The following is a 14617-nucleotide window of genomic DNA, read 5'->3' on the forward strand; positions in this document are numbered from 1 at the left end:
GCCGGGGGTGTTTTTTTGCCGTGAGCACCGCTTCCGCAACGCCGAAACCCCCATCTGCCGTGTGACAGATGGGGGTTTCGATGCCGCCGAGGTAGGGGTTAGACCTCCGCGACCCGTACTGCAATATAGGCCCTGCCGGGCAGGGTAAATAAAAAACCGGCTGCAATGTATGCACTTTTGAAGTGCATCCCACTTGCAGCCGGTCGATCATGCGGTCAAATGCCGTTTAGACACCATAGCTTTGCGTCTCGGCCTTTCAGCCGATTTGCCAACAGAACATTATCGTATTTGTAGTGTATCACTTTCGTTCCGTTTCGTCAAGTCTTTTTCGGCAAAAATCCGTGTTTTCTACGCATCCGTCTCTAAATCTTCGATCGCCGCGCACGCCTGACGGTATGCCGCGGCCGTCTCCGGATACAGTGCCGACGCGCGCTGCATATCGCTGCCGCGCAGGGCCTCCGTCAGGGCTGAGGCTGCCTGCCCCAGCTGCACCAGCCCCAGGTTGGCTGCCAGGCCCTTCAGCGTGTGCGCCGCGCGGAAGGCCCGTTGGCCGTCTCCGGCACTCATGGCCGCCTGCAGCATGGCGAAGGTGTCGTCTCCGGCGAACATCCGCAGAAAGCGCTCCACCGCAGCTATACTGCCCAACCGGCGCACGGCGTCCGCCATGTCGCCGCCCATCTCTTGATAAAGCTTCTCTAAGTTCATTGTTTCTTCCTCTCCAGCCACTCGGCGATCGTTTTTATCATCTGCCCAGCCTCCAACGGCTTGGGGATATGCGCGTCCATGCCCGCTGCCAGGCAGGCCTCCACGTCCTCGTCAAACAGGTTGGCGGTCATGGCGATGATCGGCAGCTGCGCGTCCGACCTGTCCATGCCGCGGATGGCACGGGCGGCGGCATGGCCGTCCAGCTCCGGCATCATCACGTCCATCAGCACCGCGTCGTAGGTACCGGGCGCCGACGCGGCGAACATCTCCACCGCCTCCTTGCCGTCGGCGGCCTGGTCCACCACGGCGCCGGCCTCCTGCAGCAGGTAGACCGCGATCTCCCGGTTCAGTTCGTTGTCCTCCGCCACCAGCAAGCGCCGTCCGGCGATGGAGGCCGCCGCATCGGGAAGCGCGGCTTCCGGTTCGGCCTCACTGGGCATCATGGGCAGCACCACGCGGAAGCGCGTTCCCTGTCCGCGTGCACTGTCCACCTGAATGGTACCGCCTCTTTCGTCCACCAGCTTTTTCACCACGGCCAAACCCAGGCCCACGCCGCCGGAAAGGCTGCCCCTATCGCTGTTTTCCTGGGCAAACGCCTCGAACATATGGCGCTGGAACGTCTCGCTCATGCCTACGCCGTTGTCCTCGCATACAAATTTCAGCCGGCACACGCCATCCGCATCACGGGACTCGCGGAAGCTGCAGCGCACCCATCCGCCGGGGTGGTTGTATTTGATGGCGTTGCCGATGATGTTCTGGCAGATCTGCCGCATATACAGCGGGTCACCTGTGAATCGTTCATGCTCCAGCGTCAGGTCCATCACCGTCAGCGCAACGCCTGCGATCTCCGCCTGGGCGCGCGAAATATCCAACATCTCGTGCAGCTCGCTTGTCAAACAATAGGGGGTCTTTCCCAGCGTCTCCTGCTTCGGGCGATTCAGTGTCAGTACGTCGTTTACCAGTGCCAGCAGATACCGCGCCGCGGTCTGCGCCTTCTCCCGGCAGGACTGCACCAGCGTCACATCCTCCGGGTTCCGCCCGATGATCTCCAGCATACCCATAATGATGTTGATGGGTGTGCGTATATCGTGGCTCATGCTGCGAAGGAAGTGCGTCTTGGCCTGGTCCGCCGCTGTGGCACGCTCTACTTCCTTTTCCAACTGCTTCTGGTACGCAAGCTCCCGCCGTTTGCGGTCCCGGCCGAGCCTGACCAACAGCAGTACCACCACCACCGCCGCCGCCGCGTACACGCCGAAGGCGGAGATCAGCATATTCTTTGTCTGCGTGAACACAAAGTCTGCCGGCAGGAACACATACAGGCTGTACTCCTGGTACATCCTACGCATACCGAAAAACGTACCGCCACAGTCTAACCTCGTCAAGCAGCTGTCGCTGTCCGCCTGCTCCAGCGCCGTGATCAGCGGCACACTGTCCACCGGCAGGTTCCACTGGCCGTTGTCACTGCTGCCGATGACCTTTTCCCCATCCGTGATATAGGTATAGATCTTCTCGTTGAGCAGCGTCTCATATCCCGCCAGCAGGCTCTCGATGGATGTGTGGTAGGACGCGATAACCGCGCTGCTCTGCCGCCGCACACAGAACACCATGCCCGGCTCCACCGTCCGCGCAGCTGCAGCTACATCGTACACCACGCCGTCCCGCGTCAAACGCCGGGCAAATATCTTCTCCGGATACTGCATGACGTTGCTGACCGACTCATCGGTATACAGGTCGCTCCAGTCCATGTCCACGCCGTAGGAATACACCGGCTCCAGCGCATCGTTCAGCACCAGCACGCAGCTTATGCGCTGCTGCTGTGCATATTCAGCCAGCCCCTCATTGCTGCGCTCCCGCCCCTTCAGTCTGTCGCGATCCGTCAGCTCCTGCACCTGCTCTGTCAGGCGCACCAGGCTCTTCACCCGGTCCGCGGCGATGATATCCTGATAGCTGATGCACTGCTCACGCAGGTATTGCAGCGTGCGCTCCGCGGTGCGCTCCGCGGTATGTATGGCGCTGTTCGCTCCGATCAGCGCCACACCCAGCAGCGACAGCAGCCCGGCGATGGCGATGGCTATGCCGATGTAGATGGTCTTGTTGGATCGTCTCTTTTTCCTCATTGCCGTCACTCCGTCAGCGCCGCCTGCGCGTCCACGCCGTACCGTTCCAGTATCCCGGCAGCGGTGCCGTCCTCCTTCAGTTCCCGCAGCACATCGCTCAATGCCTCAGCGCGGCCTGTATCGTCCTCCTTATAGAACGCCACGCCCAGGCCCACCCGCAGCAGCTCCTGGTCCAGCACACGATACTGTCCGGCACGCCCGCTCATAAAACTGCGGTATGCCGTCTCGTGGCCGGCGCAGGCGTCCACATAGCCCTTATCCAGCGCAGCGAACACGTCATTCACATTGGCAAGGCTGTATACATTTTTCACCTGCTCTACGCCGGGTACCTGGTGTGTCAGCAGCAGTTCCTCCGGCTTAGTGGATATCTGCACGGAAATACGCTTATCATTCAGGTCGGCCAGTGTACGGATATCGCTGTCAGCCTGCACGATGACCACCTGCCGGCTGTACATATACGGCCCCGCCCAGTTGTAGCGATCCTCCCGCCCGGTCATGGAGAAGCTGCCCCACAGGCAGTCCACCTCTCTGTCCGCAAGCAGCTGGTCCTTCTCCTGCCAGGATATCTGCCGGAAGTCCGGCGTCCACCCCAAGCGCTCGCAGGCTGCTTTTGCGATCTCCACGTCGATACCCGCATAGGCGCCATCCTCATCCAGATAGAAATACGGCTCATAGTTGTCGCTGCCAATGACCAGCACCGGCAGTTCTTCCGTTTCCGTCTCCCGCTGTCCGCAGCCGCACAGCAAGGCGCCGCACAGCGCCAGCAGTACCGCCAGCAATCTTTTTGTCCTGCTCATTCCTTACCTCTCAGGCCGTATACCTCACGGCACAGTGCGCCCTGTATGTCCTCCAGACAGTCTACCAGCAGCGGATCGAACGCGCCGCACTCGCCGCGCCGTATCATGGCCAACGCCTCCGCGTGGGTATACGCCGGCTTGTACACCCGCTGGCTCACCAGCGCGTCATAGACGTCCGCCAGACCCACCGCCTGCACGGTCATCGGTATCTCGTCACCCTTCAGCCCGTCGGGATAGCCTCTGCCGTCCACCCGTTCGTGGTGCCAGCGGCAGATCTCCGCCGCAGCCTTCACCAATGGCTCGCTTTCCATCTCCTTCATGCCCCGCATCAGGTCCTCGCCGATCAGGGTATGCTTCTTGATCTCGTCAAACTCCTCCGGCGTCAGGGGGCCGGGCTTTCGCAGCAGGGCATCCGGTACGCCCATCTTTCCGATGTCGTGGAACAGAGCCGCCGCGGCGGCCCGCCGGCAGTCCTGCAGGGTCAGGCCGTATTTATCCGTGCGTTCCAGCATTCTCCGCAGCAGCCGCTGCGTGATCTGCTCCACGTGCCGTCCATGGTCCGCACCCTCGCCGTTGCGGTAGCCCATCACCCGCGACAGGATATCCGCCGCGATGCCCATCGTGTGCTCCTGCCGCCGCAGCTGCTGCGTCATCACCGCCGCCAGCCGCCGCTGCCGCGCGTACAGCTTCACGGTGTTTATCACCCGCTGCCGCACGATACGGATATCAAAGGGCCGTTCTATGTAGTCCGCCACGCCCATGTCGTAGGCCTGCCGCACCTTTTCTTCTGAGCCGTCCGCCGTGATGATAATGACCGGGATATCCTCGATAAACCCCCGCTTATTCATCTCCTCCAGCACCTGCAGGCCGTCCAGCTCCGGCATGACCATGTCCAGCAGCACCAGTGAGATATCCGCGCCGTAGGTCTCCAGCTGCGCCAAACACTGCCGGCCGTCCTCCGCCTCCAGCACGTCGAAATCCTCCGCCAGCATCTCCCGCAGTATCGCGCGGTTCATAGCCGCATCGTCCACCACAAGAATATGCGGCTTGATCTCCTCTCCCCCCTCCACGGGGGTATCCTCGGTGACCACGGCGTCCTTTTTTCGCTTGGCCCGGTACATCAGCCGGTCCGCCCGCTGCACCGCCTGGGCGATCGTCTCCTGCTGCGCCATGACGCAGCCCACGCTGATGGTGATATGCTGGCAGCCCTCGCAGCCCGGTATGCTCACTGTCCGCAGCCGCCGCTGAATGTCTCCCAGCACGGTGGCAAAGGCCGCCTGCTCCACGCCCGGCAGCAGCAGCAAAAACTCATCGCCGCCGTAGCGCACCAGCGAGCCGCCGCGGCCCACTACCTCATAGATGGTATCCGCCAGCACCCGCAGCGCGTTGTCGCCCACCTGATGGCCATTTATGTCGTTATACAGCTTCAGATCGTCCATATCGATGAGCGCCACACCGCCGCGGTATATCTCATTGCTCATATCCCGCTGGTAATGGTTGCGGCTCAGCGCGCCGGTCAGCGCGTCTATCTCCTGCTCCTGGGTGTCCCGCCCGGAGATGACCAGCACATAGTCGTTGATCCGGTCGATGCGGACGTCATACTGCCGGCAGCCCACACCGCCCTGCCGGAACCGCAGGCGAAAGCTCTCGTTTCGCTCCTTTTCGTAGAAAAAGCTCCGCAGGTTTTCGCTGCTGAGATAGCGCATCCACACGCTTTTCTCCGCCGACACACCGCCGTTATCCCGAAAGATGTCACGCAGCTCCTCTACGGTGTACCATTTATCCTCCAGCCCACTGGCCAGGTCGGTTTTCCGGACCCGCAGCTTTCCCCGGGTCCTGTCATATTCACATACGGTGTCGCAGATCGGCAGCAGTGCCGCGATAAAGGCTTCCTTCTCGATCATGGCTGAGACCTCCGTTCCTATCATACCAGCCTTATTATAGCATCTTACTGCCGTATTGCAACGGCTTCCCCCTGAAACGCCGAATTTTTCGCCTGTTTTGCAGGCGGCGCGCCGGGGCGCGCTGTCGGTGAACGGCCCTGACCCGCACAGGGCAAAATAAAACCGCCCGGACGGGCGGTTTTGTTTTGCCTTTTTGCGATCTAACTGCGGCGGCGTCGGCGGAGGGCTAAAACGGTCAGTGCCGAAATGGAAGCACCAACAATAAGCCATGCCCACGGACCGGCGGAGGGCGCGGCGGCCGGCAGAGGCTGCCAGGCGGCATACAGCGTCATATCCGCCGTGACCGGCGCATTGAAATCCCAGGGGCGGGTCAGGTCGTAGTCACTGTACCAGCCGGTGAAGCGATAGCCCGAGCGGGTGGGCGCCTGCGGCGGCGCCAGGGGCGTTCCACGGAGCACCTCCGCCGGCGCTACGCCGCTGCCGCCGTTACTTTGGAAGGTCACGCGGCACTGCTCTGACACCACCACCGTGACGTCCCGGGCAGCGGCGGCATAGCGGCCCATGCCGTCCTCGGTGGACACCAGGTAATGGCTGCCGGTTATGGCGGACGCACCGCCGTCGGCCAGGACCTTCAGCTGAAAGGAGCCGACGACCGTCTCATCCGCCCAGTCCGCGCCGCCGCCAAAATCTACGCAATTCATGTAGACCGCCTGACGGCCATCACGCAGCGTGACCAGCGTCGTCTTGACGCCCTCGCGGAGCAGGGTGCCATCAGGCTGATAGGCGAAGAAGGCAGGATCGAAGCATATCTCGTCCTGCATGGCGAACATCGGCCCTGTGCCGGTGGTCCGGCACAGGGAAAGCGATACCGTAACGGTATCGCCGGCGGCGGCATGGTGCGTCGCCTCTCCGTTGGCGGCAAGGCGGAATTCATAGTGCCGGCTGTCGTCGCCCCAGGCCAGGGACGGCGCCAGCAGCAGCACCGCCAGCAGCGCCAGAACTACCCGCTTCATGGTCCGCCTCAGTTCAGGAAGTCCTTGAGCTTCTTGCTGCGGGAGGGGTGCCGCAGCTTACGCAGGGCCTTGGCCTCGATCTGGCGGATACGCTCACGGGTGACGTTGAACTCCTTGCCTACCTCTTCCAGCGTGCGGGTACGGCCGTCCTCGATACCGAAGCGCAGCTTCAGCACCTTCTCCTCCCGGGGCGTCAGGGTACCCAGCACGTCCACCAGCTGCTCCTTCAGCAGGGTGAAGCTGGCGGCCTCGCTGGGCTCGGACGCGGCCTCGTCGGGGATGAAGTCGCCCAGATGGCTGTCCTCCTCCTCGCCGATGGGCGTCTCCAGCGACACGGGCTCCTGGGCGATCTTCAATATCTCGCGGACCTTGTCCACGGGCATATTCATCTCGGCGCTGATCTCCTCGGGGCTGGGGTCGTGGCCCAGCTCCTGCAGCAGCTGGCGGGACACACGGATGACCTTGTTGATGGTCTCCACCATGTGGACGGGGATGCGGATGGTACGCGCCTGATCGGCGATGGCGCGGGTGATGGCCTGACGAATCCACCAGGTGGCGTAGGTGGAGAACTTATAGCCCTTGGTGTAGTCGAACTTCTCCACGGCCTTGATCAGGCCCAGATTGCCCTCCTGGATCAGGTCCAGGAACAGCATACCGCGGCCCACATAGCGCTTGGCGATGGACACCACCAGACGCAGATTGGCCTCGGCCAGCTGCTGCTTGGCCTTCTCGCCGGCCTTGATCTGCTTTTTCAGCCCGACCATCTCCGCCTCAGGGATGGCCGAGCCGTCCGCCTCGGCCTGCGCCACACGCGCCTCGGCCTCGCGGCCGGCGGACATAACGGTGGCCAGCTCCACCTCCTGATCGGCGGTCAGCAGGGGCACCTTGCCGATCTCCTTCAGGTACATACGCACGGGATCGTCAATGTTGAAGCTGTCCACCAGCGTGTTGGGGTCGACCAGCTCCTCCTCCTCGATCTCGGCGATCTCATCCATAGCGGGCTCGCCATCCTCATCGGGCAGGTCGGCCAGGAAATCCTCGCTGCCTACCTCGATGCCCAACTGCTCCAGAGAGTCATAGATGGAGTCCATCTGCTCGCTCTCCAGGTCCAGCTCGTCCAGCACGTCGGACAGCTCACCGGCATCCAGCTTGCCCTTCTTCTTACCCTTGGTAAACAGGTCGCGCAGCTTCTCGTTGCCGTTCAGCAGCGCGGCCGCCGGCAGGGACGCGATGGTCTTTTCGTCCAGGCCGCCCTTGGCGGGCTTCTCCTGCGCCGGCGCGGCCTCCTGCAAAAGCTGGTCCGCCATCTGCTCCAACTGCTCCGCGGTGTACTTTTCTTCGGTCATGTTCGCTTTCCTCCGTAACCTTTTTTATCTTTATACGTCTCCATCGCCGCCGCCAGCGGATCCGTGCCGCCGGTGCGCTTGGTGTGTTCTTCCCGAATGATGCGTATGTAATCCGCCAGCGCCTGCGGCGCGTTGGCTGCGGATTCCGGTTTTTGCAGCAGCGCCGTCAGGTGGTTCATCTCCTCCGGCGTCAGCACCGCGGCCAGCGCCGCCATGCTCGCGTGCCCCCGCCGCTGCCACAGCTCGCCGTAGATGCGCCCCAGCAGCGGTGAGGAAAATTCCTCCGGCCGCACCGGCATTTCCGGCGGGAACAGGCTCTCGTCCTGCATCAGCAGACGGATAACGCCCTCCTCCGCCAGCGCGCTGCGTACATTCTGATAGCGGATTCTGCGGTCCGCAGGCTGCAGGGCCGATACCGGGTTCATCTCCTGACGCTCCTGCGCCTTCCGTGCCTTGGCCTGCACCCGCTTGGCGGCCCGCTGGACCTCCATCCGCATGGCCTCCGCCGGCAGGGACGCCGCCTCGGCGGCCCGGGTGGTATATACCTCCCGTTCCACGGGGTCATTTAGTTTACATAATGTTTCAGCAATCTCCCCCGCGTAGGCGATGCGACCCTTGTCGTCCTTCAGGTCATACTTGGCCGCGATCTCAGACATCGTGAATTCAATGCCGTTTGCACTTCCGGAAAGCAACTGCTCAAAAGCGTCCCTACCCTGGTATTTGATAAAGTCGTCGGCATCCTGCTTTACATAATGTCCATCCACCAATCGCTGCGGCAGACGCAGGACCTTCACGGTGAACTCGCTGTTCTGCAGCAGCTCCAGCGCCCGGTCCGTGGCCATCTGGCCCGCGCCATCGTTGTCGTAGCACAGCACCAGCTCCCTGGTGAAGCGGCTCAGCAGACGTATCTGCTCCTGGGTCAGCGCCGTGCCCATGCAGGCCACCGCGTTGTCGAAGCCCGCCTGATGCAGCGTCACCACGTCCAGGTTGCCCTCGCACAGGATCATGTTGGGCCGCTTGGTCTTTTTGGCCAGGTTCAGGCCGTAGAGCACCCGGCGTTTGCTGTACGCCACCGTTTCGGTGGTGTTCATGTATTTCGGCTCCGACTTGTCGATCACGCGGCTGCCGAAGCCCACCACGTCGCCCCGCACGTCGATGACCGGCAGCATCAGCCGGTTGCGGAATTTGTCGTACAGTCCGCCGTTTTTCCCGTTGACCACCAGCCCGGAGGCCAGCAGCTCCTGCTTGGTGAAGCCCTTGTCTGTCATGGCGCGGAGCAGCGCGTCCCACTGGTCCAGCGACGCGCCCATGCCGAAGCGCACCGCGATGCCGCGCCGTATCTGCCGCTTGTCCAGATACGCCTGCACCGCCGCCCCCTGGGGAAGCTGCAGCTGCTCATAGTACCACCGTGCCGCTGTCCGGTTCAGCTCCAGCACACGCCGCCGCAGCCGGTCAGCATTGCTGCGGGCCTCGTCCTCCGCCGGCAGCGGGATATTGGCCCGCTTGGCCAGGAACTCCACCGCCTCCGGGAACGACAGGCCCTCGATCTCCATGATGAAATTGATGACGCCGCCGCCCTTTTTGCAGCCGAAGCAGTGGTAGATCTGCTTGTCCGGCGCTACGGAAAATGAGGGCGTTTTCTCGTTGTGGAAGGGGCACAGGCCGAACAGGTTTCCGCCCTTGCGCGTCAGCGTCACATAGCCGGATACCACGTCCGCGATATCGTTCCGCGCCACCACTTCGTCCAGAAACTGGTCGCTGAAATGCACGAAAAGCCCTCCTTTCCCCCGCCGAACCGCGTCGCAAAATAAACCTGACAATATACTATACCAAAAAACTTCCTCAAATCCTCTTTTTTCGCAAAAGTTTTTAGCCGTGACGGATGAGGTGCCACAAAAAAAGAAAGGCCCAACGGGCAAGCAATCTTTATTCACCCCACCCCCGCCAGGGGGTGGGATAATTAAAGGCAAAAAAAGAAGCACCCGGTAGGGTGCTTCTTTTTTTGAGTTTAATTAGAACTCCTTTTTCTTGCCGATGACCACAGCGGAGCCGGCGACGGAGGTCAGAGCCATACCGACGTACATAGCGATACCAGCGTCAAAGGTCTTGGGGGACTTGTTGGTACCATCAGCGGGCTTGGTAGCGGTCTTGTCGACGACCAGGAAAAGGCCGCCAGCAACGGTGTCGTAGGTGGCACCAGCGGGAATCTCGGAAGCCTTCTCGTACAGCTTAGCAGTAGCGCCGCAAGTGGTGCACTTAGCGGTCTTGTTCACGCGATCCAGAACCCACAGGTGCTGAACAACGACATCAGACAGGTGCTGAGTAGCAGTACCAACCTTGGTAACCTTCACCAGAGCGCCGTCAACCAGCAGAGTGACGGTGCCGTTCTTGTCAGCATAGAACAGATCGACATTGTCATCGTCATCAACGACAGCAGTGTAGAACTTGGTGTCAGCGGAGTACTTGTTGGCATCCTTCTTGAACTGGCCGCAGGTGGTACCGAAGTTGTCGTACACCTTGCCATCGTAGTTATAGATGGCACCATTCTCACTGTAAGTCACATACATAGCGACAGTGCTCTTGCCTGCATACTTCAGGATGTAGTCAGCATCGGCAGCAGAGGTCTCCACATAGCTGTGGGTCGCACCATCAACGGTAACAGTGTAGTGAGCAATAGACTTGGGGTCGTTGGCGCCGGTGGAAGTGGTCTTGGCCTTGACATAGGTCAACTCAAGACCCTGGAAATTCGCGACCTTCTCACCAGTCGTGGCGTCGTAGAAATCGTACTTCTGCACATCTGCGAACGCCACGGTGCACAGTGCCAGAGCCATGACCATGGCCAGCACAGTTGCAATGATCTTCTTCATGTTTGTTTCCTCCATAAAAATTTGTTTGTGTCGGACTCGGCTTTGTCACTCGGACCACCGTTTACAACGTAAACATCATTATGTTGTAAAAATTTTTACGGTTTTTGTTGCCAGTTATTTCCATTTTTGAGATAGTGACATCGCGCCGTTAAAAATCGCCCGGAATTGGAAATAATTTCCATTTCTTCCATAATTTACCAGTAATTTACGCAATTTATCTGAGCACCTGCAAAGCGTAATTCCTGTGTAACGCAGCATTTATGCAATTCAAATCGAGATTTTCAAAAAACGCAACAACTTCGCTGGAAAAATTTTCCAGTCAAAATCGAAAAGTCATTATGTAAACTTCTTTGGCGCTGATAGCGGCCAAATCCCGTTCATAATTCGGTTACAATTTAGCTGAATGAAGTGGATTTTGCGTAAAGTGGAGGGAGTTGTTTTTCCTCAAATTTTCGTAGGGAGGGTTTCGCGCCCCCGAGCGCGAGCTACTTTTGCCCCCGGCGGCAAAAGTAGCCAAAAACGCCGCTTAGACCTACGGTCTAAGAACCCCTTGGCGCGGGGCGAAACGTTCCTTGCGGGTAATTTTCCCACGCGACCACGGAGATTTTTCCGGTTTTTTCCTCGGTCAGAAGGACTGTGCCAGCACAGCTTCCCGCGTGGCGCTGTCGCGCGCCGCTGGCTGGTGCCACGGTAGGGGTTTGTGCTCTACCGGTTTTGGCGATTATCAAATCGCGCCTATTGCCTGCACTTTTCTGAACACACCGGCGTAGAGACGTTGAACAGCGTAAAAAGTTGGCTAAAAAACGCGAATTATCCTTGAAAAACAGTTTGCGAAGTGGTATCGTACTATTTAGCCTTGCAGGGGGCTGCGGCATAGGGGTACGCCGCACGGCAGGGGGGATCAACAAGGGGACACGAAGCCGAGGGGGGCTCACTGCGCGGGAGAATGTACAGTGCACGAGCGCGCTTCGCAGGGGGCAAAGGCTCCCGGGAGACGGATATCCGTCCCCCGGGAGCTTTTTTCTGTGCAGCTTTTCGGTTCTCTTAAAAATTTCCTGCGGTTTTCTTGCTTTTATCGAAAAATATGGTATACTGATAGCACTTGTATTGCGCCGTATGGACCGAGCGCTGTCTGGACACACTATGTTTGGCGCTTTTGACGCCGGCACAGCGCCGCCGCATACAAGCACCGATGACTTGAAAAGAGGGAAACTGCCTTGAATAAATACATGATCCGCGGCGGACGAGAGCTTTTTGGTGAAGTGACCGTCAGCGGTGCGAAAAACGCCGCTGTAGCTATCATCCCTGCCGCCCTGCTGGTGGATGGCGTATGCCGTATCGAGAACATCCCCCAGATCAGCGATGTGACCCTGTTCTTCTCTATTCTGGAGGAGCTGGGCGCAAAGGTGCGCGTGCTGAACCAGCACGCCATTGAGATCGACTGCCACGCCATCCACTCCACCCGCCCGTCCTACGACCTGGCGCGGCGTATCCGCGCCAGTTACTACCTGCTGGGTGCGCTGCTGGGCCGCTTCGGCCAGGCCACCGTGGCCATGCCCGGCGGCTGCAACTTCGGTGTCCGGCCTATTGACCAGCATATCAAGGGCTTCACCACCATGGGCGCTGAGGTGTCCGTGGAGGGCGGCTTCATCCACACCGCCGCCAAAAACGGCCGTCTGGTGGGTGCGCCGGTATATCTGGACGTGGTGAGCGTGGGGGCCACCATGAATATTATGATGGCCGCGGCACTGGCCGAGGGTACCACCACGATCGAAAACGCCGCCAAGGAGCCGCACATCGTGGATCTGGCCAACTTCCTGAACTCCATGGGCGCCGACATCAAGGGCGCGGGCACGGATTCCATCAAGATCCGCGGCGTGAAGCGCCTGACCGGCGGCTCTTACGGCATTATTCCCGACCAGATCGAGGCGGGCACCTATATGGCCGCCGTGGCGGCCACCGGCGGCCAGTTGCTGCTGAAGAACGTCATCCCCAAGCACATGGAGTGCATCAGCGCCAAGCTGATGGAGATGGGCGTATCCGTCACAGAAGATGACGACTCCATGCTGGTGCGGCGCAGCGGTCCGCTGACAAAGACCAACGTCAAAACGCTGCCCTATCCCGGCTTCCCCACGGATATGCAGCCCCAGATCACCGCGGTGCTGGCACTGGCAGAGGGGACAAGCCTGGTGACCGAGGGCGTATACGGTGCCAACCGCTTCAAGTATGTGGATGAACTAAAGCGCCTGGGCGCACACATCCAGGTGGACGGCAAGGTGGCGGTTGTAGAGGGCGTGAAGCAGCTGGTGGGTGCCCCCATTCAGGCCTGCGATCTTCGCGCCGGCGCAGCACTGGTCATTGCCGGTCTTGCGGCGCAGGGCACCACCGAGCTGAGCCACATCAACTATATCGAGCGCGGCTACGAGGATCTGGTGGGCAAGCTCCGCGCGGTGGGCGCGGATATCTCCCTGGTGGACGTGCCCGATGAGGCTGACACCGAGACCCACGCAGGATAACACGAAGCCATCCAGCGCCCGCTGCGAGAGGCCGCAGCCAACTGCGGCTTGCCGCGGCGGGCGTTTTCGTTCAGAGAGGACATAGACCGTTGTTGACCGTACATATCTTAGCCAGTGGGTCGGAGGGAAACTGCCTGCTGGTCAGCGCCGGCGGGACCCACCTTCTGGTGGACGCCGGCATCTCCGCGCGGCGGATCTGCGGCGCCCTGCAGGCGCTTGCCCTGTCCCCAGCGGATATCTCCGGCGTTTTGCTGACTCACGAGCACACGGACCACATTTGCGGCGTGGCGACGCTGACAAAGCAGCACCGCCTGCCGCTGTACGCCAGCCGTGGAACGGCGGAAGCCCTGTGCCGCAAGAGTTCCTGCGTGTCGGATGTACTGCGTGTCATTCCGAGGGCAGGCGCTTTCGACATCGGGAACGCCCGGATCACCGTGTTTCCCACCAGCCATGACGCCACGGAGAGCATCGATTTTCGTGTGGATCACGACGGGGCGAGCATCGGGATACTCACGGATACGGGCTTTGTCACACCGGAGGCTGAGCAGACGCTGGCAGGCGTTGACCTCATGGTGCTGGAGAGCAACCACGACGAGGAGTGGCTGCTCTCCGGGCCGTATCCCTATTACCTGAAGCAGCGTATTCTGGGCGCGCGGGGCCACCTGTCCAACGCCGCAGCCGGCGCGTTTGCCCGGCGGCTGGCAGAAGGTGGGACGCGGCAGTTCGTGCTGGCCCATCTGAGCCGGGAAAACAATACCCCGGAGCGGGCACGGCAGACACTGGAACGGGCGTTGGCGGGACTGGACGCCGCCGTGACCGTGGCGCCGCGGTCGCAGCTCAGCGGGCCGTACACGGCGGAGGTGTGCGTATGCAGCGAGTGACCATTCTGTGCGTAGGCAAGCTGAAGGAAAAATTCTACATCGACGCGGCGGCGGAGTACGTCAAACGGCTGCAGCGATCCTGCAAGCTGGACATCGTGGAGCTGCCGGAATACCGTCTGCCGGAGGGTCCCTCCCCGGCGGAGATACAGAAGGCCCTGCAGGCCGAAGGCGCGGCCATCCGGGAGCGTCTGCCCAAGGGCGGCGCGGTGGTGGCCCTGTGCATCGAGGGCAAGCCCTGCTCCAGCGAGGAGCTGAGCCGCCGGATGGCGGACTTCGGCGTGCAGGGAAAGACGCAGATCACCTTTCTCATCGGCGGCAGCGTGGGACTCAGCGAGGACGTGAAAAAGCTGGCCGACTGGCGGCTGTCCATGTCCCCCATGACCTTCCCGCACCACATGGCCCGGATCATGCTGCTGGAGCAGCTCTACCGGGCATACCAGATCGCCGCCGGGACAAAATATCACAAATAGG

11 protein-coding genes and 1 riboswitch are annotated in these 14617 nt (G+C 60.9%); of the genes, 3 read left to right on the forward strand and 8 right to left on the reverse strand.

Annotated elements, in window-relative coordinates:
• Positions 1-191: 191 nt before the first annotated feature.
• Positions 192-280, reverse strand: a riboswitch (cyclic di-GMP riboswitch).
• Positions 281-348: 68 nt separating this feature from the next.
• The 8 genes from ACOMDU_RS07925 to ACOMDU_RS07960 form a co-directional block, all read right to left on the reverse strand.
• The gene (locus ACOMDU_RS07925) at positions 349-705 is read right to left on the reverse strand and encodes an Hpt domain-containing protein (RefSeq protein WP_421129842.1); all 357 of its coding nucleotides are present in this window, start codon (positions 703-705) and stop codon (positions 349-351) included.
• Positions 702-2822, reverse strand: a complete 2121-nt coding sequence (locus ACOMDU_RS07930) for a hybrid sensor histidine kinase/response regulator (RefSeq protein ID WP_421129843.1) — start codon at positions 2820-2822, stop codon at positions 702-704. Before ACOMDU_RS07930 ends, ACOMDU_RS07925 begins: the two co-directional genes overlap by 4 nt.
• A 5-nt stretch (positions 2823-2827) precedes the next feature.
• Positions 2828-3619 (reverse strand): substrate-binding periplasmic protein, encoded by a 792-nt coding sequence (locus ACOMDU_RS07935; RefSeq protein ID WP_421129844.1) that lies wholly within the window; start codon positions 3617-3619, stop codon positions 2828-2830.
• Positions 3616-5523, reverse strand: a complete 1908-nt coding sequence (locus ACOMDU_RS07940) for an HD domain-containing phosphohydrolase (protein WP_421129845.1) — start codon at positions 5521-5523, stop codon at positions 3616-3618. The genes ACOMDU_RS07935 and ACOMDU_RS07940 overlap by 4 nt, the downstream gene beginning before the upstream one ends.
• A gap of 200 nt (positions 5524-5723) precedes the next feature.
• Positions 5724-6536 carry an InlB B-repeat-containing protein gene (locus ACOMDU_RS07945; RefSeq protein WP_421129846.1) on the reverse strand — a complete coding sequence of 271 codons (813 nt, stop codon included), beginning with the start codon at positions 6534-6536 and terminating at the stop codon, positions 5724-5726.
• Positions 6537-6544: 8 nt separating this feature from the next.
• The gene (gene rpoD / locus ACOMDU_RS07950; protein ID WP_421129847.1) at positions 6545-7882 is read right to left on the reverse strand and encodes an RNA polymerase sigma factor RpoD; all 1338 of its coding nucleotides are present in this window, start codon (positions 7880-7882) and stop codon (positions 6545-6547) included.
• Complete coding sequence (gene dnaG / locus ACOMDU_RS07955) at positions 7879-9651, reverse strand: DNA primase (protein ID WP_421129848.1); 1773 nt, start codon at positions 9649-9651, stop codon at positions 7879-7881. The genes rpoD and dnaG overlap by 4 nt, the downstream gene beginning before the upstream one ends.
• Positions 9652-9894: 243 nt before the next feature.
• Entirely contained in the window at positions 9895-10749 is an 855-nt protein-coding gene (locus tag ACOMDU_RS07960) for a hypothetical protein (protein ID WP_421129849.1), read from the reverse strand.
• Between the two features lie 1217 nt (positions 10750-11966).
• Here ACOMDU_RS07960 and ACOMDU_RS07965 point away from each other — a divergent pair.
• The 3 genes from ACOMDU_RS07965 to rlmH all read left to right on the forward strand — a co-directional run bounded on the left by ACOMDU_RS07965 (position 11967) and on the right by rlmH (position 14616).
• A complete protein-coding gene (locus tag ACOMDU_RS07965) occupies positions 11967-13265 on the forward strand; it encodes a UDP-N-acetylglucosamine 1-carboxyvinyltransferase (RefSeq protein WP_421129850.1) in 1299 nt (432 codons plus the stop codon).
• A 92-nt stretch (positions 13266-13357) separates the two neighbouring features.
• Positions 13358-14146, forward strand: coding sequence for an MBL fold metallo-hydrolase (locus ACOMDU_RS07970; RefSeq protein ID WP_421129851.1), 789 nt, complete (start codon positions 13358-13360; stop codon positions 14144-14146).
• On the forward strand, positions 14134-14616 hold the full coding sequence (rlmH, locus tag ACOMDU_RS07975) for a 23S rRNA (pseudouridine(1915)-N(3))-methyltransferase RlmH (protein WP_421129852.1): 483 nt from the start codon (positions 14134-14136) through the stop codon (positions 14614-14616). Before ACOMDU_RS07970 ends, rlmH begins: the two co-directional genes overlap by 13 nt.
• The last annotated feature ends 1 nt before the right edge of the window (position 14617 follow it).

The organism is Vescimonas sanitatis (genome assembly GCF_049060325.1).
Taxonomy (GTDB): domain Bacteria; phylum Bacillota; class Clostridia; order Oscillospirales; family Oscillospiraceae; genus Vescimonas; species Vescimonas sanitatis.